Source organism: Pseudomonas weihenstephanensis, assembly GCF_001043055.1.
GTDB lineage: Bacteria > Pseudomonadota > Gammaproteobacteria > Pseudomonadales > Pseudomonadaceae > Aquipseudomonas > Aquipseudomonas weihenstephanensis.
The window spans coordinates 280,980-303,979 of record NZ_JYLF01000001.1; the positions used below are offsets into that span (position 1 = coordinate 280,980).

Annotated in this window: 25 protein-coding genes and 1 riboswitch; of the genes, 15 read left to right on the forward strand and 10 right to left on the reverse strand. The window is 57.4% G+C overall.

The genetic code is table 11. From position 1 onward, the window contains the following. Positions 1-39: 39 nt before the first annotated feature. Both TU86_RS01395 and TU86_RS01400 read left to right on the forward strand, forming a co-directional pair. A complete protein-coding gene (locus tag TU86_RS01395) occupies positions 40-330 on the forward strand; it encodes a PA4642 family protein (protein ID WP_048362523.1) in 291 nt (96 codons plus the stop codon). A gap of 264 nt (positions 331-594) precedes the next feature. Beyond that, complete coding sequence (locus tag TU86_RS01400; RefSeq protein ID WP_048362524.1) at positions 595-1,047, forward strand: hypothetical protein; 453 nt, start codon at positions 595-597, stop codon at positions 1,045-1,047. Positions 1,048-1,139: 92 nt separating this feature from the next. On the opposite strand, the gene mqo is transcribed toward TU86_RS01400, so the two are convergent. Beyond that, a complete protein-coding gene (mqo, locus tag TU86_RS01405; protein WP_048362525.1) occupies positions 1,140-2,639 on the reverse strand; it encodes a malate dehydrogenase (quinone) in 1,500 nt (499 codons plus the stop codon). Positions 2,640-3,372: 733 nt separating this feature from the next. Further along, positions 3,373-3,606 (reverse strand): hypothetical protein, encoded by a 234-nt coding sequence (locus TU86_RS23215; protein ID WP_082149371.1) that lies wholly within the window; start codon positions 3,604-3,606, stop codon positions 3,373-3,375. 158 nt (positions 3,607-3,764) lie between these two features. On the opposite strand from TU86_RS23215, the gene TU86_RS01410 reads away from it, so the two are divergent. Beyond that, a complete protein-coding gene (locus TU86_RS01410) occupies positions 3,765-4,349 on the forward strand; it encodes a YajG family lipoprotein (protein WP_048362526.1) in 585 nt (194 codons plus the stop codon). 59 nt (positions 4,350-4,408) lie between these two features. Here the strand turns inward: TU86_RS01410 and TU86_RS01415 are convergent, their stop codons facing one another. Both TU86_RS01415 and TU86_RS01420 read right to left on the reverse strand, forming a co-directional pair. Further along, the gene (locus TU86_RS01415) at positions 4,409-4,615 is read right to left on the reverse strand and encodes a hypothetical protein (protein ID WP_048362527.1); all 207 of its coding nucleotides are present in this window, start codon (positions 4,613-4,615) and stop codon (positions 4,409-4,411) included. Between the two features lie 85 nt (positions 4,616-4,700). Then, positions 4,701-5,864, reverse strand: a complete 1,164-nt coding sequence (locus tag TU86_RS01420; protein ID WP_193387766.1) for a 1-acyl-sn-glycerol-3-phosphate acyltransferase — start codon at positions 5,862-5,864, stop codon at positions 4,701-4,703. Between the two features lie 108 nt (positions 5,865-5,972). Here TU86_RS01420 and TU86_RS01425 point away from each other — a divergent pair, with 108 nt between their 5' ends. The 4 genes from TU86_RS01425 to TU86_RS01440 are packed head-to-tail and all read left to right on the forward strand — an operon-like array spanning position 5,973 to position 7,962. Then, on the forward strand, positions 5,973-6,155 hold the full coding sequence (locus TU86_RS01425; RefSeq protein ID WP_048362529.1) for a CPXCG motif-containing cysteine-rich protein: 183 nt from the start codon (positions 5,973-5,975) through the stop codon (positions 6,153-6,155). 5 nt (positions 6,156-6,160) lie between these two features. After that, positions 6,161-6,421: a putative signal transducing protein gene (locus tag TU86_RS01430; RefSeq protein WP_048362530.1), complete on the forward strand. Its 261-nt coding sequence runs from the start codon at positions 6,161-6,163 to the stop codon at positions 6,419-6,421. Positions 6,422-6,468: 47 nt separating this feature from the next. After that, positions 6,469-7,095 carry an SOS response-associated peptidase gene (locus tag TU86_RS01435; protein ID WP_048362531.1) on the forward strand — a complete coding sequence of 209 codons (627 nt, stop codon included), beginning with the start codon at positions 6,469-6,471 and terminating at the stop codon, positions 7,093-7,095. Positions 7,096-7,140: 45 nt separating this feature from the next. Beyond that, positions 7,141-7,962 carry a M48 family metallopeptidase gene (locus TU86_RS01440; protein ID WP_048362532.1) on the forward strand — a complete coding sequence of 274 codons (822 nt, stop codon included), beginning with the start codon at positions 7,141-7,143 and terminating at the stop codon, positions 7,960-7,962. 134 nt (positions 7,963-8,096) lie between these two features. Here TU86_RS01440 and TU86_RS01445 read toward each other — a convergent pair whose 3' ends face one another. The 3 genes from TU86_RS01445 to TU86_RS01455 form a co-directional block, all read right to left on the reverse strand. Continuing rightward, positions 8,097-8,681, reverse strand: a complete 585-nt coding sequence (locus TU86_RS01445) for a TMEM165/GDT1 family protein (protein WP_048363013.1) — start codon at positions 8,679-8,681, stop codon at positions 8,097-8,099. A gap of 90 nt (positions 8,682-8,771) precedes the next feature. After that, positions 8,772-8,893, reverse strand: a riboswitch (yybP-ykoY riboswitch). 49 nt (positions 8,894-8,942) lie between these two features. Further along, positions 8,943-9,941: a class I SAM-dependent methyltransferase gene (locus TU86_RS01450; RefSeq protein WP_048362533.1), complete on the reverse strand. Its 999-nt coding sequence runs from the start codon at positions 9,939-9,941 to the stop codon at positions 8,943-8,945. Positions 9,942-9,971: 30 nt separating this feature from the next. Beyond that, positions 9,972-10,937, reverse strand: a complete 966-nt coding sequence (locus TU86_RS01455) for a 2-hydroxyacid dehydrogenase (protein ID WP_048362534.1) — start codon at positions 10,935-10,937, stop codon at positions 9,972-9,974. A gap of 80 nt (positions 10,938-11,017) precedes the next feature. Between TU86_RS01455 and TU86_RS01460 the strand changes: the two genes are divergently transcribed. The 5 genes from TU86_RS01460 to TU86_RS01480 all read left to right on the forward strand — a co-directional run bounded on the left by TU86_RS01460 (position 11,018) and on the right by TU86_RS01480 (position 16,761). After that, a complete protein-coding gene (locus TU86_RS01460; protein WP_048362535.1) occupies positions 11,018-11,647 on the forward strand; it encodes a LysE family translocator in 630 nt (209 codons plus the stop codon). 105 nt (positions 11,648-11,752) lie between these two features. Beyond that, positions 11,753-13,405: a fatty acid--CoA ligase gene (locus tag TU86_RS01465; protein ID WP_048362536.1), complete on the forward strand. Its 1,653-nt coding sequence runs from the start codon at positions 11,753-11,755 to the stop codon at positions 13,403-13,405. Positions 13,406-13,504: 99 nt separating this feature from the next. Next, complete coding sequence (locus tag TU86_RS01470; RefSeq protein WP_048362537.1) at positions 13,505-15,271, forward strand: DUF1302 domain-containing protein; 1,767 nt, start codon at positions 13,505-13,507, stop codon at positions 15,269-15,271. A 31-nt stretch (positions 15,272-15,302) separates the two neighbouring features. Then, positions 15,303-15,944 carry an MBL fold metallo-hydrolase gene (locus TU86_RS01475; RefSeq protein ID WP_048362538.1) on the forward strand — a complete coding sequence of 214 codons (642 nt, stop codon included), beginning with the start codon at positions 15,303-15,305 and terminating at the stop codon, positions 15,942-15,944. Positions 15,945-16,044: 100 nt separating this feature from the next. Next, complete coding sequence (locus tag TU86_RS01480) at positions 16,045-16,761, forward strand: YiaD family glycine zipper/OmpA-like lipoprotein (RefSeq protein ID WP_048363014.1); 717 nt, start codon at positions 16,045-16,047, stop codon at positions 16,759-16,761. 114 nt (positions 16,762-16,875) lie between these two features. On the opposite strand, the gene TU86_RS01485 is transcribed toward TU86_RS01480, so the two are convergent. Continuing rightward, positions 16,876-17,310, reverse strand: a complete 435-nt coding sequence (locus TU86_RS01485) for a Z-ring associated ZapG family protein (RefSeq protein WP_048362539.1) — start codon at positions 17,308-17,310, stop codon at positions 16,876-16,878. A gap of 139 nt (positions 17,311-17,449) precedes the next feature. On the opposite strand from TU86_RS01485, the gene TU86_RS01490 reads away from it, so the two are divergent. From TU86_RS01490 to zapE, 3 genes are all read left to right on the forward strand, one after another. Then, a complete protein-coding gene (locus tag TU86_RS01490; RefSeq protein ID WP_048362540.1) occupies positions 17,450-18,085 on the forward strand; it encodes an alpha/beta hydrolase in 636 nt (211 codons plus the stop codon). Between the two features lie 24 nt (positions 18,086-18,109). Further along, positions 18,110-19,465 (forward strand): tryptophan--tRNA ligase, encoded by a 1,356-nt coding sequence (locus tag TU86_RS01495; protein ID WP_048362541.1) that lies wholly within the window; start codon positions 18,110-18,112, stop codon positions 19,463-19,465. 91 nt (positions 19,466-19,556) lie between these two features. After that, entirely contained in the window at positions 19,557-20,651 is a 1,095-nt protein-coding gene (gene zapE, locus TU86_RS01500; protein WP_048362542.1) for a cell division protein ZapE, read from the forward strand. A 65-nt stretch (positions 20,652-20,716) separates the two neighbouring features. Here zapE and TU86_RS01505 read toward each other — a convergent pair whose 3' ends face one another. Beyond that, complete coding sequence (locus TU86_RS01505; RefSeq protein ID WP_173427001.1) at positions 20,717-21,637, reverse strand: GlxA family transcriptional regulator; 921 nt, start codon at positions 21,635-21,637, stop codon at positions 20,717-20,719. Between the two features lie 227 nt (positions 21,638-21,864). Beyond that, a complete protein-coding gene (locus TU86_RS01510) occupies positions 21,865-22,905 on the reverse strand; it encodes an NADP(H)-dependent aldo-keto reductase (protein WP_048362544.1) in 1,041 nt (346 codons plus the stop codon). Positions 22,906-23,000 lie beyond the last annotated feature (95 nt).

Consider the following 23,000-nt stretch of genomic DNA (forward strand, 5'->3'; position numbering starts at 1 on the left):
CTGCGTGCCCCGTGAAGTATCAGCAAGCTGGAGTCGGACATGCGTAAAGATAAGAAGCAGTTGATTGGTGATGAGATTGGCGATGAACAGATCAAGCTGTTCCTCGACTTCGAGCCTGTGGACGCCACTTCACCTTCGCTGCATAAGCTGGTCAAAGCGTACCGTGGTTTGCGTATTGATGATTTCGAGCGTTTCCTGACCTTTTTCAAAGAAGCGGGCTACGACCTGGATGGCAAAGACGAACACGGCCAAACCTTCGTCGACATCATCAAGGACCAGCGCAACGCGGCCGACTATATCCAACTGATCGAGACTGCTCGCAACGCGTAGCCGTTGCCTAAGGCGACATCCGATTGCACAGCCATCGTCAACTTCACCTGCGTGTTTTTTCAGCATGCGTGACTTGATTTGACGGCGGCGTTGCCGCCGGATGCCTCCGCGCTTATTCCCTGTAGTGTTTAAAGACCCATCCCACGTCGCTTGCACCGTTTGCGGCGGGGTGCTTTTGCGTGGGCGAACAATACTCAAATCGACACTTAGCCTGTTAACCGCTCATCAGGACGATGAGCCCCTCTACTGAAAAGGACTTCTACCATGAAACGATTCCCGGATTTTTTGGCCCGCCTTTTTTTGGGTCTGCTGCTTGGCGGGCTGGGTTCGGCCGCGCTGGCCATTGACGAAATACTGGAGGTCGAAATTCATAATGCGACGTCCGCAGCGATCTCACCGGGCAAAGATTTCTCGTGGCTCGACAACACGCAGGCGACGGGACATGACTTTGTGATTGAGCCGGGGCACAGCCAGGAGTTGACCTATTACCTGCCGCAGTCGCGGGGCAATGAATCGTTTAGCTATCAACAAGGGGAGCGCGTGTGCGGGTTCAGCTTCAGTCACCTTGTGTCGGGAAGCGCCCATCTAAATCGTCGGGTTCATGCCAAGTCTATGGGTCAGGTTGCGAGCGTGTGTGAGGCCGATTTGATCGCAATCACAGACGACGATGACTTTGTCAGTAATGGCGGCAGCCGGGTGTTGTTCACCATGAAATAGGCGTTGCGCCTGTCATGCGCTTTTGCGGTGCAAAAAAAGCCCTCGCTCCAAAAACGGGCGAGGGCTTTGTGGGCTGCTTACATCAAGCGGCCTTACGCGATGCTGTTGCTCGGTTCAACCAGCTCAAGCAGTTGCGAATTACGTGTGCTGATTTCGCGGTACAGCTCGGCGTCTGTCTCCAGGGTTTTTTCCCGTGCCGGGAAAATTTCCTTGAGCTTGGTGGCCCATTCGCCTGTAGCTCGTTGCGCGAAGCAGCGTTCAATCAGGTCAAGCATGATCGAAACCGTCACCGAGGCGCCGGGGGAGGCGCCCAGCAGCGCGGCCAGCGAGCCGTCTTTGGCCGCCACCAGCTCAGTACCAAATTGCAGCACACCGCCTTTTTTCGGGTCCTTTTTGATGATCTGAACCCGTTGGCCCGCAATCTCAAGACGCCAGTCTTCGGCTTTGGCCTGTGGATAAAAGCGACGCAGGGATTCGAGGCGCTGTTCCATCGATTGGCGCACTTCGCTAACCAGGTACTTGGTCAGGTCCATGTTGTCGCGAGCGACGGCGAGCATGGGGCCGATGTTGCCCAAACGGATCGACATCGGCAGGTCAAGGAAGGAGCCGTGCTTGAGGAACTTGGTGGTGAAACCGGCATACGGCCCGAACAGCAGCGACTTTTTGCCATCCACCACACGGGTGTCCAGGTGCGGCACTGACATCGGTGGCGAACCCACAGCGGCCTGGCTGTAAACCTTGGCCTGGTGAAGCTTGACCACCTCCGGATTGTCGCAACGCAGCCATTGGCCACTGACCGGGAAGCCGCCGTAACCTTTGCTTTCTTCGATGCCCGAGGCTTGCAGCAGCGGCAAGGCCGCGCCACCGGCGCCCAAGAACACAAACTTGGCATCAATGTGGCGCGTATTGCCGCTGTTGATGTCTTTGATGCTCACGGTCCAGCCGCTGCCATTGCGCTTGAGGCCGGTGACTTTCTTGCTGTATTTGATCTGGGTGTCGGGAGCGCTGGCCAGATGCTTGAGCAATTGCTTGGTCAGGGCGCCGAAATTGACATCGGTGCCGTGCATCACACGGGTCGCCGAGATGACTTCGTCCGCAGGGCGGCCCGGCATCATCAGCGGCATCCATTCGGCCATTTTGGCTTTGTCTTCGGTGTATTCCATGTCGGCAAACGCATGGTGCTTGCTCAGCACTTCAAAACGTTTTTTCAGGAAGGACACACCTTTTTCGCCTTGCACGTAGCTCAGGTGAGGCACTGGGCTAATGAAGGATTTGCACGAACCGAACGTCCCTTGTTGCGCCAAATAGGCCCAAAATTGTTTCGAGACTTCGAACTGTGCATTGATATGCACCGCTTTTTTGATGTCGATCGAACCGTCAGCCGCTTGCGGCGTGTAGTTCAATTCGCACAGTCCGGCATGGCCGGTGCCAGCGTTGTTCCACGGGTTGGAACTCTCCGCAGCGCCTGAGTCCATTTGCTCTACTACTTCCAGCGACATGCCGGGGTCGAGCTCTTTGAGCAGTACGGCGAGGGTGGCACTCATGATGCCCGCTCCAACCAGTACTACATCGACTGCTTCGTTATGCGCCATTAACGCGTCTCCAAAATCTACGGCACCAAATTGACGGCATAGCTGCCAGGTGTTCCGAGGCGTGGATCAGATAGAGCCTCAGGTCACGCGTGGCCAGGATCGCCATGTCCGATTCATCGCAATTGCTTGCTGCTTCAGCGGACGCCACCAACCGGGCCTTGAAGGTTCATATGAACGCATTTCAGGGTGCCGGAGGCAATTCGACTTAAGGTCAAGAGCGTCCGTTTGTGCAACCAAATCCGTAAGGCGGACAGGTTTCAGTCTTGTGCGGTAAAGCTGACTTCGAACCTGCTGGATGGGGCAGTAACAGACGCTAATGGTGCATGTTCAGACGCAAAACTTTTCATTTGCTCGCCACACTCTTGTGAAGTTGTGAAAACCCGTTTTTTTCACGCTCTTTTGAAGACGTGAACCTCAAAAAAGGGCTGCCGCATGCCTGGCACCAAACCCGTGAACAACCTGCAATACAGGTGCGGCAAAACGGGCGAACGCAGTGGCCGAGCAGCATGGCAGCTCTACAGATTGTTTAGAGGGGTGTGCACGATCAACAGCAAGCGCGCCGGCTCTACACAATCTGTGTGGGCGGCTCTCTGTGGGCGGTTTGGGGTGCCAATACACGCGTATTAGCGGTGTTGCGAGGCCCGATCAGGAGACGTCCTTATAATCGGGGGGAGATTGTAGCGAAGAAACGCGGGCAATTGATCCTGTTAAATGACTTTTATTGGTGTTTGAGTCAAACACCTAACAGCGGTCGCACCCTTGAGCGCGTTGCAGGCGGGGCCACGCGGGCGTTAGCGGGTAATACCTGGTGCAACCAATTGAGGCGAACTTCTTCAATTTCGACCCAGTTGTCGCCAGTCGGAGGCTTTATGCAGTGTTTAAAGGCCTGGCAGCGGCCTGATGCATCCAGACGTACAAAGCAGCGATATGGTCGAGTAACGCTCAGCAACAACCCTAGCCAGCTCATAGCAAGTACCTCTTAAGTGAATGTGTAGAACAGTGCCACGCAGACGTGACGCACTGATGTATCGGCCATGACAGACCCGTGACAGCAAGCGGCTGGTTCACAGGTGCGCAGCACCGCTATACTGGCGGCCGGTTTTACCCAGTCCTGGAGAGATGAGCATGTTGCAACGCCTGTTGTTCGGTTTGATCACTGTGACCAGTTTGACCCTGGTCGGCTGCGCCCACAGCCCGCAACAACTTAGCCCGCAACCAAAACTGACCACGCAGCTCGCACCTGTCGGTCGCGGTCAGCCTGTGGTTGTGCGTGTGGTGGATGGGCGTCCATCCCCAACCTTGGGCACGCGCGGTGGCATGTACCCTGAGACCAGCGCCATCAGTGTCAGCAGTGCGGACCTGCTCCCAAAACTGCAAGCCCAGGCTGAAGCCGCTGTGCGTTTGTTGGGCTACACCCCGACGGCCAATGCGATGAATGCCCCGCAACTGACCGTGACCCTGGCTGAGCTGAAGTATCAGTCGCCAAAGGACTCGATGTACGTGACTGAAGCGACCATTGGCGCAACCTTCCGTTCTGACGTGAAGAATGGCGGCCGCACCTACACTGGTCGTTATGGCGCGTCCCTGGACCAGCGCTTCGGTATGGCTCCGAATCAGGAAACCAATACCAAACTGGTGAGCGATGTACTGAGCGATGCCCTGACCCGCGTGTTTAAAGACCCGTCGGTAGGTCGTCTGCTGGGCGAGTAACCGTTCAACAGCAAAAAGCCCGAACTCGCCGAGTTCGGGCTTTTTTGTGCGCGCAGGGTTCAGGCAGCTTGCGCATACAACTCAAGTTGACTGACGCCGGTGAGCATATCCAGTTCGGGCAGGTCGGCATGGGTGTGCCCACTCAGCGCGCAATACACCAGCCAGTGACGATCCTGAACGTTGAACGCTAAACCTTCGATCAGCGCCTGCTGTTCATCGTTGGGCGTAATGCGATAAAGGTGGTCCTGGTTTTCGGCGTGCAGCATGACAAGCTCCGTGTCGGTCTAGAGGGGCCACAGAGTGACCTCTCTAGATGACGATACGGTGACAGCACACTTTAAGGGGGGGAGATTAAAGCACCAGACCAGCCTTGATGCGGTATTGGTTGCGTACCGGCATTGCATATTGCAGCACCAGGTATGGGCGGTGTTCTACGGGGCAGGCGTCTAGGCGGCGTTGCCATTCCTGTTGGGCCTTGGCCAACTCATCGGCGGGGAACACGTCGCTCGCCACAGGCACCTGCAATTGCGGGTCAGCCTCAGCCCATTGCGCGTAGGCCAGGTAATGCGCCGGGAACAGTCGGTATCCCGTCAGGATCTGACAATCCATTTCGGCGGCCAGCAGTTTGCTGTCTTCGAAAACATCAGTGATCGGCGCTGCGAAGTTTATGTGTACCCGGCCTTTGTAGCCGGTGATGCCGTTGGCGATGCTAGTGTCGTCTTCGCCCGGAGCCTTGCTGTACGTGCCGGTTGTGGCGCGGATGTACAGTTCACGCGCTTTGGCCTGATCACACGGGTCGTATTCATAGCTAATCGACACCGGGGTCATGTTCAGTGATTGAATGACCTCGCCGAAGGGTTCGCTTTTACGGCTCATGTGAAACATCTTGAGGATTGCCGAGTCTGTGCGGTCGTCACCGTCCTTTGCTCGGCCTTCGGCTTGAGCAATCCAGATGGACACACCATCGTTGCGGATCGAATGGTTGATGTACGCCGACAGCAATTGGTAAGCCGCGAGTTTTTCGCGGCGACCGGTGATCGAGCGGTGCACGATGAAGCTCTTGTTCAGGCGCATCAGGTCGCTGACAAAGGGTTTTTGCAGCAAGTTATCGCCGATGGCGATGCGCGGCGTCGGCAGGCCCGCGTGGTACACCGCGTAGTTGACGAATGCCGGGTCCATCACGATGTCGCGGTGGTTGGCCAAAAACAGATAGGCGGTGCCCGACTTCAAGTTTTCAACGCCGCTATAGGTCACACCGTCGGTTGCGTGTTCAATCGTGCGATCGACGTAGACCGCGACCTTGTCTTGTAACGAGGCGACAGAGTTAATCCTTGCGAACTCTTTTTGCAGTCGATGCGCTATAAGAGGTTTTAACAGCCAGCCGAAAGCGCCAGCCAGACGCGGGAAGCGAAAGTGGGTAAGGATATCTAGAAACGCCTTGTCGCTGAGCAGCCGGGCCAGCACTGCTGGGACTTCGGCGTCGTCGTAAGGTCGGATGGTATCGAATTGGCCCATCATGCTCTCTTGTTGGAAACGGCTAAGGTAAGTAAACAAGGCAGGCCAAAAATAATAGCCCTGCAAATAGACCGGCGATTATACGCACAAGTTACTTTGGAGACCGCGATGCTTGAAACCGAACACTACAACTGCCCTTATTGCGGTGAACCGGTAGAAGCGGTGCTTGATCTGTCCGGTGGTGATCAAACCTACTTTGAAGACTGCCCTGTGTGTTGTCGGCCAATCCTCTTCACGCTTCAGATTCACGATGGTGAGTGGATGCTCGATGTGCGCACTGAGAACGAGTAACGGCCATGCAGCGCATTTATGAGCCGCAAAGCTTGATGGAAGCCGAGCTGTTGTCGGGCATGCTCGCCAGTGAAGGCGTGTCTGCCAGCATTCAGGGAAGTGATCTGGTGGGCGGGATGGGCGAGTTGCCGGCGTTGGGGCTGCTGGGCTTGGCGGTGGCCGACGATCAAGCGCTTTACGCGCGCGAGCTGATCGATGCGTACAATGCGGCCTCACCCGTAGCGGACGACGAACCCGAGAGTTTTCCGGATGTGCTGGTCTGTTAAAAGACCGCTTTTTCACCGCTATCTATATAGAAGAGTTGTGCTGGCCCATGTGTGGACGTTTTGCTCTGTTTCGTTGGAATCCTGCATTTGCAGCTTTGCCCGGTTTTCCGACGGATCAGCAAGCGCAGTGGAATATTTCGCCCAATGACTCGGTATTGATCCTGCGGGCGGGGGTGCTGTCGGATCAGCGCACGTTGGCCCGCGCGCGTTGGGGCCTGACCCCGGCCTGGCTGACCGACCTGTCCCGCACGCCTGCGCATGCGCGCGCGGAGACCCTGGTCGAACAACCCATGTTTCGCGATGCCTTTCGTCAGCGTCGCTGTCTGCTGCCGGCCAACGGCTTTTATGAGTGGCGCGGTACCACGCGTAAGCGTCCGTATTGGCTGACACCGGGTGAAGGTGCATCGCTGTTTTTTGCGGCGATTTGGGACGCCTATCCGGTGGAAGGTCACGAGTGGTTGAGCACCGCGGTCATCACTCAGGCGGCCGCCAGTCAGCGGCGGCCGTTGATTCTGGACGAAGACGGCCAGCGTGCGTGGCTGGACCCCGAAACCCCGCTGCATGTGTTGCAAGCCCTGCTGGCCAGCCCGCAATCGGCGCTGCGTGAGCGGCCGTTGGCCAACCTGGTCAATGATCCCAAGCTCAATGCACCGGAATGTCTGACGCCGGGTTGACGGGTGTGTCTGCTACGATACGCGCCATCTTTATGGAGAGTCGTGATGGGTAAGTTAGCGGTAGTGTGCGTGATCGGCGCAGGGCTGTTGCTCGGCGGGTGTCAGGCGGTCAATACGACCAAGGCGGGTGCGGTCGGGGTTGAGCGCAAGCAATACATGTTCAGCATGCTCTCCAGCCAGCAGGTCGATCAGATGTACGCGCAGTCGTACCAGCAAACGGTCAGCGAGGCGAACACCAAAGGCGCATTGGACAAAACCGGCGCCAACGCTAAACGCTTGCAAGCCATCGCTAACCGACTGATTGCCCAGGCACCGGCGTTTCGCCCGGATGCTGCGCAATGGGATTGGGAGGTCAACCTGATCAAGAGTGATGAACTCAACGCCAACTGCGGCCCAGGCGGCAAAATCATCTTTTATAGCGGGATCATTGATCAGCTCAAGCTGAGCGACGATGAAATCGCCGCGATCATGGGTCATGAGATTGCTCACGCCTTGCGCGAACACGGTCGCGAGTCCATGTCCAAAGCCTATGGTATTGAAATCGCCAAGCAGGGGGCGGGCGCGTTGTTGGGCTTGGGGCAAGACAGCATGCAATTAGCCGATACCGTGGTGAATTACAGCCTGACCTTGCCTAACAGCCGCAGCAACGAAAACGAGGCGGATCTGATCGGTCTTGAGTTGGCGGCTCGTGCGGGCTACAACCCGAACGCTGCGATCACCTTGTGGCAGAAAATGGCGCAGGAGTCGCAGAACGCGCCCCCTGAATTCATGAGCACTCACCCGGCGTCCAGCAGCCGGATTGCAGCATTGGAAGCGGCGATTCCCAAGGTGATGCCGCTTTATCAACAGGCGCCGAAAACCCAGTAACGGCTGGGGTGAGGGGTGTTTGAAACTGTGGATTACGCAACGTTTGTCGCCCGCTGAAGATTTGAAACACCCCCAATCAGTCCCCTCTCCTTTTGGGAGAGGGTTAGGGTGAGGGCTGATTTCACGTCGGGCGCTTAAACCCAGCCACTGATCACCATGGCCTTGTACACCGCCACGGCAGCCAAGACGACAAACGCACCCGCCGCCAGGCGACGGATCAGGGTCAGCGGTAGTTTGTCGGCCGCAAAATTACCCGCCAATACCACTGGCACGTTGGCAATCAGCATGCCCAGCGTGGTGCCGATAATCACCAGCCACAAATCGGGGTACTGCGCCGCAAGCATGACGGTTGCCACTTGGGTTTTGTCGCCGATTTCAGCAATGAAGAAAGTGATCAGGGTGGTCACGAAAGGGCCGTACTTGCGTGCAGTACTGGCTTCGTCGTCGTCCATCTTGTCCGGCACCAGCGTCCACAAGGCGGTGGCGGTAAAGCTCGCCGCAAGAATCCAATGCAGCATTGCATCGCTGAAGAAGGTGCTGAACCAGGCGCCAACAGCACCCGCCGCCGCATGGTTGGCCAGGGTCGCGACCACGATGCCAGCAATAATGGGCCAGGGCTTGCGAAAGCGCGCAGCGAGAATGAGTGCGAGCAGTTGCGTCTTGTCGCCGATTTCGGCCAAGGCAACGATTGCAGTTGGAACAAGTAAGGAGTCGAGCATCATCAGGTGGTTTCCAGGGGCGGGTCGACACGGCTATGACACGTACAGCCTTCCCGCCCCGGGTAAGGTGTTCGTGTCATAGGTCTTGTCAAACCCCGGTCCGTCTGTGCGGACACCTGGGTCGCATACGCCATGGTCTGTTGACCAAGTATGTTGACGTATGCCGGATGAGCGTGAAGCTCAGAGGAGACTACTCCCCTAGGACGGAGCGGATTCTGCCTATGCAAATCCGATCCGGCAAGCCTTGTTTTTCAAATCGTCTTAGCGACGCTTGGCGCTGTAAATCCGAAATCCCTGGCCTTGGGCCTTGACCGCGCAGGCCCCAAAATGCTCTTCGATCAGGGGCTGGTAGCGCAGGAAGCTGTTGGCAACAATCCGAAGTTCGCCACCTGATTTCAGATGTTTGACCGCTTTTTTCAGCAAGTTTTCGGTGGCGTGGTAGTCCGTGTGGACGCCGACATGGAACGGTGGGTTGCTCAAAATTGAGTTCAAACCCATCGGCGCCGCATCGATACCGTGGCCGGTAATCACTTCGGCTTCCAGGCCATTGGCGGCCAATGTCAAACGGCTGCTGGCGGTGGCGAATGCATCCACGTCGAGCAGCGTGACAGTGTTGTGCGGATAGCGACGTTTGACGGCGGCGCCTAGTACGCCCGCGCCGCAGCCGAAGTCCAGCACATGGCCGCTGGGCAGTTTGTCGAGGTTTTCGAGCAGCAAAGCACTGCCACGGTCCAGACGGCCGTGGCTGAACACGCCCGGCAAGCTGACGACTTTGAGCGGACCTTCGGCCAGCGGCAGTTCGTAATGTTGCGCCAGTTGGGCCAGTACAGGAGCGGCGGGTGCGGTGTCCACGGTGACTTGCCACAGTTGGCAATGCCGTGCGCTGTCGAGTTTGCGCGGCTTGCCGAACGCTGCCAGCTGTTTGGAGGCGCCTTCAATGCCCCCTTTCTTTTCACCCACCAAAAACACATCGGCACTGGGCAAACGGGCGGCCACGGCGTTAAGCACGTAGTCGCTCAGTTCTTTGGACTTGGGCAAAAACACCACGGCGGTGTCAAATGAGCGCTCGGCTAATTCAACCCCGAAGTGCACGCGCCCGGCAAAGCGGGCGTCCAGTGCGGCTTGATCGCCTGCGTGCCAGCACCAACCGTGAGCATTGGGCAGCTGGCCCAGCAAATCGTCCGGCGGCAGGCCGACTAACAGCACCTCACCTTGAAAGTATTCGGGCTGGCGAAGCAGTACTTCACTGCGCGGATCCATAATCTGCTCCTCAAAAAGGGGCGCAGTTTATCAACTGACGACCCGCAGCGCTGTACCGTTGAAGAACGCTTGGGCGTTTTCGCTTAATTGCCCCACGATTCGCTGTCGGGCTTCGCGGCTGCCCCAGGCGCTGTGCGGAGTAATGATCAGGCGCGGGATGTCAGCCGCCAGCAACGGGTTGCCGTCGCGTGGTGGTTCAACACTCAACACGTCGGTGGCAGCGCCGCCTAAATGGCCACTGCGCAAGGCATCGGCCAGGGCCTGTTCGTCGATCATGCCGCCGCGCGCCGTGTTGATGACGAAGGCGCCGGGCTTGAGCAATGCCAACTGCGGGGCGCCGATAAAGTGACGCGTGTGCTCATTGAGCGGGCAGTGAAAGGTCACGGCATCGACCTGAGGCAGTAATTCGTTCAGCGCCAGACGATCGGGGCGAGCAGGGCGGCCCGGGATCTGCCCGAGCAAAACCCGCATGCCAAAGGCTTCGGCCAGTTTTGCCACGGCGCTGCCCAGCTCCCCATGACCGAACAGGCCGAGGGTTTTACCTTCTAGTTCAACAATCGGGAAGTCCAGCAGGCAGAATTGTTTGGCGGTTTGCCACTCACCTGCGGACACGGCTTTTTGGTAGTCGATGACGCGCGTGGCCAGTGCCAGCAGCAACATCAAGGTGTGCTGTGCCACAGAGGGCGTGCCGTAACCCTGGCAGTTGGCGACAACCATGCCGTGCGCCCGGGCCGCCTCAAGGTCTACGTTGTTGGTGCCCGTGGCGGCGACCAAAATCAGCTTCAGGTCCGGACACTGGGCGAGGGTGTCGGCGTTCAGCAGGATTTTATTGCTGATGACGACGCTGGCACCTTGCAAGCGTTCGACCACGTTGGCTGGCGTCGTATCGGTGTACAACTGCAACGTATTGAAACACTGGCGCAGGGGGCTGAGGTCAAGATCACCCAGGTCCAGTGAGGGGTGATCGAGGAATACGGCGCGGTGAGTGTTCGTCATCAACTGTACCTTTTGTACTGTGAAATGAAGGCGTAATGTGGCGAGACTATCAGAAGAAACAATTTGTAATGGAGCCGTGCATGTATTGGACAGAATTCTTGACCGTCGCCCTGATTCACCTGTTGGCGGTGGCCAGCCCAGGGCCGGATTTTGCCGTAGTCGTGCGTGAAAGTGTGACCCACGGTCGCCGCGCGGGCATGTTTACGGCGTTCGGAGTGGGCACGGCGATTTTTGTCCATGTGGGGTACTCGCTGCTGGGTATCGGCATCATTGTGTCGCAGTCGATTGTGTTGTTTAACGCCTTGAAATGGCTGGCAGCCGCTTACCTGCTGTACATCGGTATCAAGGCACTGCGGGCCAAACCGGCCGACCCGGCGGCGCTGGCCACGGCCCTGCCGGTGGGTGAGCGCACCGCACGCGGCGCCTTTACCTCGGGCTTTGTGACCAATGGTTTGAACCCCAAGGCCACATTGTTCTTCCTGTCGTTGTTCACCGTGGTCATCAACCCGCACACGCCGTTGTCGATTCAGGCGGGGTACGGCGTGTATCTGGCAGTTGCCACAGGGCTGTGGTTTTGCATGGTGGCAATGCTGTTTAGCCATCAGCGCGTGCGCACCGGTTTTGCACGTATGGGGCATTGGTTTGACCGCACCATGGGCGCAGTGCTGGTCGCGCTGGGCGTGAAACTGGCCTTTACCGAAATGAACTGACGTGTTTTGAAACCCAATCACGGTTGTGAATGATTGGGTTTTTTTCGCGAGCGACTAGAGTTATCCCCAAGACGACGTTGATCGTTCACTCATTGGGGGGCATTCATGTTGCAGACTCGCGTTATTGCGCCTACGCCAGCGGCGTATGCAGCTCCTCTACTGATCAAGCAATTGTTGTGGTCGGGGCGCCGCTACGAAGCCTCGCGTGAAATCGTTTATCGCGACCAGCGCCGTTACTCCTACGGCACGCTCAACGAACGCATTGCCCGGTTGGCCAATGTACTGACCCGCGCCGGGGTCAAGGCGGGCGACACGGTGGCGGTCATGGATTGGGACAGCCATCGCTACCTTGAGTGCATGTTTGCTATCCCGATGCTTGGCGCGGTGGTCCACACCATTAACGTACGTTTATCGCCCGAACAAATCCTCTACACGATGAACCACGCGCAAGACCGCTTTGTGCTGGTCAACAGTGATTTCGTCGCGCTGTATCAGTCCATCGCCCCGCAATTATTGACCGTCGAGAAAACCCTGCTGTTGACCGACACCCCGCAGATGGTGGCTCAGTTGCCTGATTGCGTTGGCGAATACGAGCAACTGTTGGCAGCGGCCAGCCCTGACTATGCCTTCGAAGACTTCGACGAGAACTCGGTAGCCACGACCTTTTACACCACCGGCACGACTGGCAATCCCAAGGGGGTGTATTTCACTCATCGCCAGTTAGTGCTGCACACCCTGGGTGTTTCGACGATCCTGGGCAGCGTGCCTGCTGAGCGTCTGTTGGGTAGCAGCGATGTGTACATGCCGATCACCCCGATGTTCCATGTGCATGCGTGGGGCATGCCGTATCTGGCGACAATGTTGGGGCTTAAACAGGTGTATCCGGGGCGTTACGAACCTGAACAGTTGCTTGCATTGTGGCGTCGCGAGCAGGTGACGTTTTCTCATTGCGTGCCCACCATTTTGCAAATGTTGCTTAACGCCCAAGGCGCGCAGGGCACCGACTTCAAGGGGTGGAAAATCATTGTCGGCGGCAGTGCTTTGAGTCGCACCCTGTACCGCGCGGCCAAGGCTCGCGGCATCGAGTTGACCGGGGCTTATGGCATGTCCGAATCCGGGCCGCTGGTGTCTTGCGCGCACCTGGACGACGCGGCTTGGGCCGGTTCAACCGAAGAGCGCATTAGCCACCGAATACGTGCCGGGGTACCTGGGCCATTGGTGCAAGTGGGCATTGTTGACGAGCACGGGCGGTTTCTCCCGCACGATGGCGAAACGCAAGGTGAATTGGTGCTGCGCGCACCCTGGTTAACCGGCAGCTATTTGCATGAACCCGAGAAAGGCGCGCAATTGTGGGCGCAAGGCTGGCTGCACACCGGCGACGTGGCGACCCTCGACACTCGGGGCGAAATCGACATCCGTGACCGGATCAAAGACGTCATAAAAAGCGGCGGCGAATGGGTGTCATCGCTTGAGCTGGAAGACCTGATCAGCCGTCACCCGGCAGTGCGTGAAGTGGCTGTGGTCGGGGTGCCGGATGCGCAGTGGGGCGAGCGACCGGTGGCGATGCTGGTCGTGGCCGCCAACGCTGATTTCGACGCGGCGATGCTCAAAGTGCACCTCCAGCCCTTTGTTGACGAAGGTAGGATACGCCCGTGGGCGATTCCGGCCAGCCTGGCGCTGGTCGATGAAATCCCTAAAACCAGCGTCGGCAAGCTGGATAAAAAACGTATTCGGGGGCAATTGACTTCGTTTGCCTAGCCGCTGCGTGCTGCGTGCTGCGTCACCGTTGATCTTGTCAAAATCTGGTTTTCCTTCATCCTTGCGGGCTTATTGCGACGTACCCACGGAGAAGTATCAATGCCCTCAGTCCACCGGTTCTGGCGCCGAGCCCAACTGCCACTGGCAGTCAGTTTCGCCGCGACGCTCGCCGGGCCTGCCTGGGGCGTGAGTTTCAATGTGGGCGATGTCGAGGTTCAGCTGGATTCCGAGTTGTCGATCGGCGCCAGTTGGTCCACTGCCAAGGCCGATCATTCGCTGATCGGCGCCAACAACGGTGGCACCGGTCACTCGCAGATCTCGGACGATGGCCGTCTTAATTTCAAGCGCGGCGAAACCTTCTCCAAAGTGTTGATGGGGGTTCACGGCCTGGAGTTGAAGTACGGCGACAGCGGTCTTTATGTACGCGGCAAGTATTGGTACGACTTCGAACTGCAAGATGACAGCCGCCCATTCAAAGACATCAGTGACAAGGGGCGCAAGGCATCAGCGCAGTCGGCTGGCGCGCAGTGGCTCGACGCGTTCGTGTACCACAACTATGTCATTGCCGATCAGCCAGGCGCCGTGCGTTTGGGTAAGCAAGTGGTCAACTGGGGTGAAGGCGCGTTTATCGGCGGCGGTATAAATGCTATCAACCCGATGCAGATGGCGGCCTATCGTCGGCCGGGGTCTGAATACAAAGACGGTCTGGTGCCGGTCAATCTTTTTTACCTCTCGCAGAACCTCACGGACAGACTGTCGGTTGAGGGGTTCTATCAGCTGGATTGGGAGCAGTCGGAGGTCGACAACTGCGGCACGTTTTTCTCTCAGTCGGACGTGATCGCCGATGGTTGCAGCGCTAATTACCGGGTAATGAGCAAGCGCTCGGCTTTGGATGTGGCTGATTTGGCGGCGCTGACGTCGGTGGGTGTCGATGTCAACGGCGAAGGCGTACTGGTGCGCCGCGACGCTGATCGCAATGCACGCAACAGTGGCCAGTTCGGTCTGGCCCTGCACTACCTGTTTGACCCGTTGGACACCGAGTTCGGCGCCTTCTTCATGAACTATCACAGCCGCGACCCGATCATCAGCGGGCGTGCAGCCCCTCAGTCGGTTTACAACGCCGCGACAGCTGCGGGTGGTTTAGCACCGATGGTCGTGGCGGGCAACGCCCGTTACTACGTTGAGTACCCTGAAGACATCCGCTTGTACGGCGTGAGTTTCGCCACCACCTTATCCACAGGCACGGCCTGGAAAGGTGAGTTGAGCTATCGCCCCAACGCGCCTGTGCAACTCAATACCGACGATTTGTTGTACGCCAACGTGACGCTGCTCCCAGGCTTGGCGGATGCATCGCCCCTGAGCGTGACAGCGGGAGGTGATACGGCGGGCTATCGGCGTAAAGAGATCACCCAGTTTCAGACATCGCTGACCCATATTCTGGACAATGCGATGGGTGCCAATCGGCTGATTCTGATTGGCGAAGTCGGTATCACCCACGTTGGCGGGCTCGAAAGCCGCTCAGACGCGCGCTACGGCCGCGATCCGGTGTTCGGGCAGGCGGGTGACGATGGTTTTACCACCGCCAACGCATGGGGCTATCGCGCACGGGCTGTGTGGGAATACAACAGCGTGTTGCCGGGCATTAATCTCAAACCGAACGTGGCGTGGTCCCACGATGTGAGCGGCTACTCGCCCGGACCGTCTGCTACCTTCGAAGAGGGTCGTAAAGCGGTGAGTGTGGGCGTTGATGCGCAATACCAGAACACCTACACCAGCAGCCTCTCGTACACTAATTTCTTTGGCGGGCGCTACAACACGTTGAGCGACCGCGACTTCATGGCATTGAGTGTCGGGGTGAAGTTTTGAACCGTTTTAATCTGCTGTGGATATGTGAATCATGAATGCTGCGACTGCCCTGATCCGCGACACCTTCCCCGTCGGCCCGTTGCAGTGCAACTGCACGATCATCGGCGATCCGCTGACTAAAAAGGCCATTGTGGTCGATCCGGGTGGCGATCATGAGTTGATCTTGGCGCGGCTTGAGAAACATGGGTTGAAGGTGGTCAGCATCATTCACACGCACGCGCATCTGGATCATTTTCTGGCGTCTGGCCAGCTTAAGGAGAAGACCGGCGCGACGTTGCACCTGCACAAGGACGACCAGTTTTTGTGGGACAACCTAAAGATGCAGTGCGAGTTGTTTCGCGTTCCCTACACGCCGGTACCCGCGCCGGATCGCTGGCTTTCAGACGATGAAGAATTGGCTTGCGGCTGTGGTGTCGCACTGCACACACCGGGACATACGCCCGGCTCCATGAGCTTTTGGTTTGCCGATGCGAAATTACTGATTGCGGGCGATACGTTATTTCGGCGTGGGGTAGGGCGAACCGATTTGTGGGGTGGCGATCAGGCAACTATCGTACGTTCCATCAAGCAGCGTCTGTACACGTTGGACGAAGACGCCACAGTGATTACAGGCCATGGCCCCGACACTCGCCTGGGCGATGAAATGCGCGACAACCCGTTTGTACGCGCTTGAGAAATAGATGGAATTTTTACCGTTGGTCGTGTTCAAACGCCAACAGAGTTCCATTGCCAACGGCCTTTGCCTCCAGAAAGTATTGAGTAGGAGCTTCACCATGTTTATTTCGCGTCGTTTGATTGTGGCCGCAAGTGCTGTTGCGTTGCTGGCTGGCTGCGCCTCGCCTAACCCGTATGACAATCAAGGTCAGGCGTCTTCTGGTATGAGCAAAACTGCCAAATACGGTGGTCTGGGGGCATTGGCCGGTGCTGTCGCTGGCGCGGCCATCGACCACAACAACCGTGGCAAGGGGGCTTTGATCGGTGCTGCGGTGGCGGGCCTGGGGGCTGCCGGTTATGGCTACTACGCTGACAAGCAAGAAGCCGCATTGCGCGCAAGCATGGCCAACACCGGGGTTGAGGTGCAGCGCCAAGGTGACAACATCACCCTGGTAATGCCGGGCAATATCACCTTTGCGACCAGTTCTGCGAACATCTCGCCAAGCTTTTATCAGCCACTCAATAGCCTGGCCAACTCGCTCAAGCAGCTCAACAACCAGCAACAGATTCAGATTGTGGGTTACACCGACAGCACGGGTAACTACAACTTCAACATGCAGTTGTCTCAGCAGCGTGCGCAAAGCGTAGCGACCTACCTGACGTCTCAGGGTGTCAGCGGTCAGTACCTGTCAGTTACGGGTAAAGGTCCGGCTGACCCGATTGCCAGCAACGCCACACCGGATGGCCGCGCGCAAAACCGTCGGGTGCAGATCACCCTGGCGCCGATTCCAGGCATGAACTACCAGCAGCAGGGTCAAGTCCAGCAGTACCCATAAGGTTCATGCTTTGTAGCCGCTGCCTGAGGCTGCGGCCACAAAAAGTGAACAACAAAAAGCCCCGCGATCTTTATGAGCTCGCGGGGCTTTTTGTTGAACGCTTTGCCGGATGAATTACTTCTTCAGGCCGTAATGCTCGTCGAGCATGCCGGGGGCGTTCGGGGTTTTTGGTGCGTAATCCAACGGCGGCTCTGAGCTGTGCGGCGGGGTAAGACGCTCGCGGTGCGGTTGAGGCGCTTCGGAGTGCAGTGCGGCCAGCAGGCGTTGGCGAGTCTGCTCGTCCAGGGCCAAGCGGTTGGCGCCCTCGGCGAGGTGGTCTTGCACCTCCTGATAGCTCTGCGTGAGTTTTTTCACCAGATTGGCGGTGCTGTTGAAGTGGGTAACCACTTCACTTTGATAACTGTCAAAACGTTCCTGGATGTCATCTAGCTGGCGCTGCGTGCGGTTAGGCGCGGCATTGGGCAGCAAACGAGCGACCAGAAAACCTATGGCGACACCTGCAACCAAGGCGAGAGTCGGCAACAACCAAATCAAGAGCGAGTGTTCCACGAGTCCTTCCTCTATAAACGGCTTTGCTTTACGTTAACGGCTCGGACCTGCGCTGTATACCGCGATGCACTCGCAAATATGTCAGACAGAATCTATCAGCTAGACGAGTCGACCCAATTTGAGGTCACGGAGTTCCTTCTTGCTTACCCGCGAAACCCCCGTTGTGATTGACGGCCCTGTTGGCCAATTGGAAGCTTTATACCTTGATTGTGAAGAGCCACGCGGCCTTGCGTTGCTGTGCCACCCTAATCCGGTACAGGGCGGGACGATGTTGAATAAAGTCGTTTCAACCCTTCAGCGCACGGCGCGCGATGCTGGCCTTGTGACCTTACGGTTTAATTACCGGGGTACAGGCGCCAGTGCCGGTAGTCATGACATGGGCACCGGAGAAGTGGATGACGCGCTCGCAGCCGCCCAGTGGCTACGCGCCAAACACCCAGACTTGCCGATGACGTTGCTGGGGTTTTCGTTCGGCGGCTTTGTGGTAGCCAGTCTGGGCGGGCGACTTGAAGCCCAGGGCGAAACACTCAAGCACGTATTTATGATTGCCCCGGCGGTGATACGTTTGCGTGACGAAGAGGCCTTGCCTCACAACGGCTCGTTGACCGTGATCCAGCCCGAAACCGACGAAGTGATCGATCCGCAGCGGGTGTATGACTGGTCCCAACAGCTCTCGCGCCCCCATGAGCTGCTGAAAGTGGCAGAATGCGGGCACTTTTTTCACGGCAAGCTGACGGATCTTAAGGATTTGGTGCTGCCACGCCTTTCGAATTGATTGCAGTCTGATAAGCGATTACCTATGACCACTCGTACTCGAATCCTCACCGGTATCACCACCACTGGTACGCCGCACCTGGGCAACTATGCCGGTGCCATTCGCCCGGCCATCGTGGCCAGCCGTGACAGCAATGCCGACTCGTTTTACTTTCTGGCTGACTATCACGCCCTGATCAAATGCGACGACCCGCAGCGTATTCAACGCTCGCGTCAGGAAATCGCGGCAACCTGGCTGGCCTCCGGTCTGGATGTCGAGCGCGTGACGTTTTATCGCCAGTCCGATATCCCGGAAATCCCTGAGCTGGCCTGGCTGCTGACGTGTGTGGCGGCCAAAGGCTTGCTCAACCGTGCGCACGCCTACAAGGCATCGGTAGACAAAAATCTGGAAAATGGTGAAGACCCGGATGCCGGTATCACCATGGGCCTGTACAGCTACCCGGTACTGATGGCTGCCGACATCCTAATGTTCAACGCCAACAAGGTGCCGGTTGGTCGTGACCAGATCCAGCACGTTGAGATGGCCCGCGACATTGGTCAGCGCTTCAATCATCTGTTTGGCAATGGCAAAGAGTTTTTCGCCATGCCTGAAGCCCTGATCGAAGAAAGCGTCGCGACCTTGCCGGGTCTCGACGGTCGCAAAATGTCCAAAAGCTACGACAACACCATTCCGTTGTTTACCAGCGCGAAGGACATGAAGAGCGCGATTTCGCGCATCGTCACCGACTCCAAGGCGCCGGGTGAAGCCAAAGACCCTGATAACTCGCACCTGTTTACCTTGTATCAGGCGTTCTCCACCCCTGAGCAGTCCGCCGAGTTCCGCAGTGAGTTGTTGCAGGGGCTGGGTTGGGGAGAGGCCAAAGAGCGCCTGTTCAAGCTGCTGGACGCCGAATTGGGTGAATCGCGCGAGCGTTATCACGACCTGATGTCGCGCCCATCCGACATGGAAGACATTTTGCTGGCGGGCGCGCAGAAGGCTCGCAAAACTGCAACCCCGTTCCTGGCGCAACTGCGTGAGGCGGTTGGTCTGCGTTCGTTTGTCAGTGCCGCGCAAAACACCACGACCGCCAAGAAAAAAGCCGTAAAAGGCCCGCGTTTTGTCAGCTTTCGTGATGAAGACGCCAGCTTCCGTTTTCGTTTGCTGACGGCGGACGGTGAGCAATTGTTGCTCTCGCGCAGCTTTGTCGATGGCAAAACTGCCGGTCAGATCACCAAGCAGCTGCAATCGGGTGAGCCGCTGGATGTGCGTCATGAAGACTTGGGCTTCAGCGTTTGGCTGGACGGCGAGTGCGTTGCGCACAGTCCTGCTTTTGCTGACAGTGCCACCCGTGACCTCGCTATCGACGCCTTGCGTTTGGCGCTGGTGCCTGTCCAAGACTAAGAAAGTGCGGCGTTTTGCCTCAGGTTTAATTGCCATTCCTCAGGGCCGTCGCTACAGTGACGGCCCGTTTTTGTTACCTTGCTAACGAATTATGACGCCTCTAGAACGATATCAAGCTGATCTGAAACGCCCGGACTTTTTCCATGACGCCGCGCAGGAAAACGCTGTACGCCACTTGCAGCGTCTGTACGACGATCTGGTTGCCTCTTCACAGAGCAAGCCGGGTCTGTTCGGCAAGCTGTTCGGTAAAAAAGAACAGACGCCGGTCAAGGGCCTGTATTTCTGGGGCGGAGTAGGCCGGGGCAAGACTTACCTGGTCGATACGTTCTTCGATGCCCTGCCGTTCAAAGAGAAAGTACGGACGCACTTCCACCGCTTCATGAAGCGTGTGCACGAAGAAATGCGCACGTTGAATGGCGAAAAGAACCCGCTGACGATCATCGCCAAACGCTTTTCAGATGAGGCGCGGGTAATTTGTTTCGACGAGTTCTTTGTGTCGGATATTACCGATGCCATGATTCTGGGCACGTTGATGGAAGAGCTGTTCAAAAACGGCGTCACCCTGGTGGCGACCTCAAACATCGTGCCTGATGGTCTGTACAAGGACGGTTTGCAGCGTGCGCGCTTCTTGCCAGCGATTGCGCTGATCAAGCAGAACACCGATATCGTCAACGTCGACAGTGGCGTGGACTACCGTTTGCGTCATTTGGAGCAGGCCGAACTGTTCCACTTCCCGCTGAACGAAGCTTCTGAGAAGTGCTTGCGCGAAAGCTTCAAGGCGCTGACGCACAACTCGACACGCGCGGTGGAAAATGATGACCTGGTTATCGAAAACCGCACCATTCGTGCCCTGCGCACTTGTGATGACGTGGCCTGGTTTGACTTCCGTGAGTTGTGCGATGGCCCGCGCAGCCAGAACGATTACATCGAGCTGGGTAAAATCTTCAACGCTGTAATTCTCAGCGGTGTTGAGCAGATGGACGTTAAGACGGACGACATCGCGCGTCGTTTCATCAACATGGTCGATGAGTTCTATGACCGTAACGTCAAGCTGATCATATCGGCCGAGGTTGAGTTGAAAGACCTCTACCTGGGCGGGCGTTTGAACTTCGAGTTCCAGCGTACGCTGAGCCGTTTGCTGGAAATGCAGTCCCATGAATACCTGACGCGGGCACATAAGCCTTAGTCGGACACCGCATCAAAAAAAGGCCTGCATTGCAGGCCTTTTTGGTTTTTCGCCAACGGATATTTTTATGCCGCTTGCTGAAACTGCTGCCGATATTGATTGGGCGACAGTTCGGTGTGCTGGCGAAACAGCCGCGCAAAGAAACTGGCGTCGTCGTAACCCACGTCGTAGCTGATGGTCTTGATGCTCTTGCGGGTCGCGGAGAGCAGCCCTTTGGCGGTCTCTATGCGCAGGCGTTGCAAGTAGTGCAAGGGTTTATCGCCGGTGGCCATTTGGAAGCGGCGCATAAAATTGCGAATACTCATGCCGTGTTCGCGGGCGACGTCTTCAAAGCGGAACTTGTCAGCGAAGTGCTCTTCGAGCCAGTGCTGGATTTGCAGAATGATGACGTCTTGATGCAGTTTTTGCCCGCCAAAACCAATACGGCCCGGCGCGTAGTTGCGCTGCACTTCGTACAGAATGTCGCGCGCTACCGCCTGGGCTATGTTGGCGCCGCAGAAACGTTCGATCAGGTAAATGTACAGATCGCACGCCGAGGTCGGGCCACCTGCGCAGTACAGGTTGTCGGCGTCGGTCAGGTGCTTGTCTTGATTGAGATGTACGTGTGGGAAGCGTTCGGCGAAGGTGCTGAAAAAACGCCAATAGGTGGTCGCCTCTTTGCCATCCAGCAGCCCGGCTTCGGCCAGCCAAAACACCCCGGTGGCCTCGGCACATAAGACGGCGCCGCGGGCGTGTTGCGCGCGCAGCCAGGGAAGAATTTGCGGGTAGCGCTGGCAGAGTGTGTCGAAATCGTCCCAGAAGGCGGGCAGTACGATGATGTCGGAGTCTTCGAGGGCGCCGTCGACCGGCAGCATCACATTGCTGAAGCTTGAGACGGGAAGGCCGTCAGGGCTGACGAGGCGCGTTTCGAACGTTGCATTGAGGCCCTGGCCCAGTTGTTTACCGTGACGCAGGCTGGCGAGGTGGAAAAAATCCTTGGCTTGCATCAGGGTCGAGGCGAAGACCCGATCGATGGCCAATATGCTGACGCGCCGCAAGGGCGTGGAGAGATGACTAGACATGATTTGATTATTCTTATAGGTGAAATTGGTCAACTTACGGCTGGATCGTCTTATTTTCTGCTGGGCATGTCTAGTAGGAGTTGGCGCAGGCCGCGATCTTTTGATTTTCGATGGAAAAAGATCGCAGCCTACGCCAGCGGCGTGGAGTGTTATTACGGTGCAGGGTTAGGCTGGGCGTTGTGAATCGCTTCGATGCCGGCGAGCACATCCTCAGACAGCGTCACGTTGACGCTGGCAATGTTGCTTGTAAGTTGTTCCATCGTGGTGGCGCCAATGATGTTGCTGGTGACAAAGGGTTGTTGTGTCACGTAGGCCAGCGCCATTTGAGCCGGGTCCAGGCCGTGTTCGCGTGCCAATGCGACGTAACGCTCGCTGGCAGCCACCGCTTGCGGGTTGGAATAGCGCGAGAAGCGGCTGTAAAGGCTCAGGCGGCCTTTTGGCGGCCGTGCCCCGCCGCTGTACTTGCCTGAGAGCATGCCGAACGCCAGGGGCGAGTAGGCGAGGAGGCCGCATTGTTCGCGAAGGGCGATTTCTGCCAGGCCCACTTCAAACGTGCGGTTGAGCAGGTTGTAGGGGTTCTGGATTGAAACTGCGCGGGGCCAGCCTCGGCTTTCGGCCAGTTGCAGGAACTTCATCGTGGCCCACGGGGTTTCGTTGGACAGGCCGATGTGGCGGATCTTGCCGGCTTTGACTTGTTCGTCGAGCGCTTCTAGGGTGTCTTCGAGCGGCGTGAACGTCTCGTCAGCGTGGTGCGTGTAGCCCAACTGGCCGAAGAAGTTGGTGCTGCGTTCAGGCCAGTGCAGCTGGTAGAGGTCGATCCAGTCGGTTTGCAGGCGTTTGAGGCTGGCGTCCAGCGCTTGCACGATGTGGTTGCGGTTGTGCTTGAGCTGACCGTCGCGGATGTAGTCAATGCCATTGCCCGGGCCTGCAATCTTGCTGGCGAGCACCCAGTCAGCGCGATCGCCGCGGCTCTTGAACCAGTTACCGATACAGCGCTCGGTGCTGGCGTAGGTTTCAGCTTTGGGAGGGACCGGGTACATTTCAGCGGTGTCGATGAAATTGATGCCGGCGTTTTTAGCGTGTTCTATCTGAGCGAAGGCTTCATCCTGCGTGTTCTGCTCGCCCCAGGTCATGGTTCCAAGGCCAATTGCGCTCACGTTCAGGTCGGTTCGGCCTAGCTGGCGGTAGTCCATACGGTGCTCCTTCGGGGAAAGAATCATAAAAGCAGGTTGTAATTTTTTTCGCAATCTGGATAATTGCCGACCTCTTTCTGCAGTGGAAGTGATGC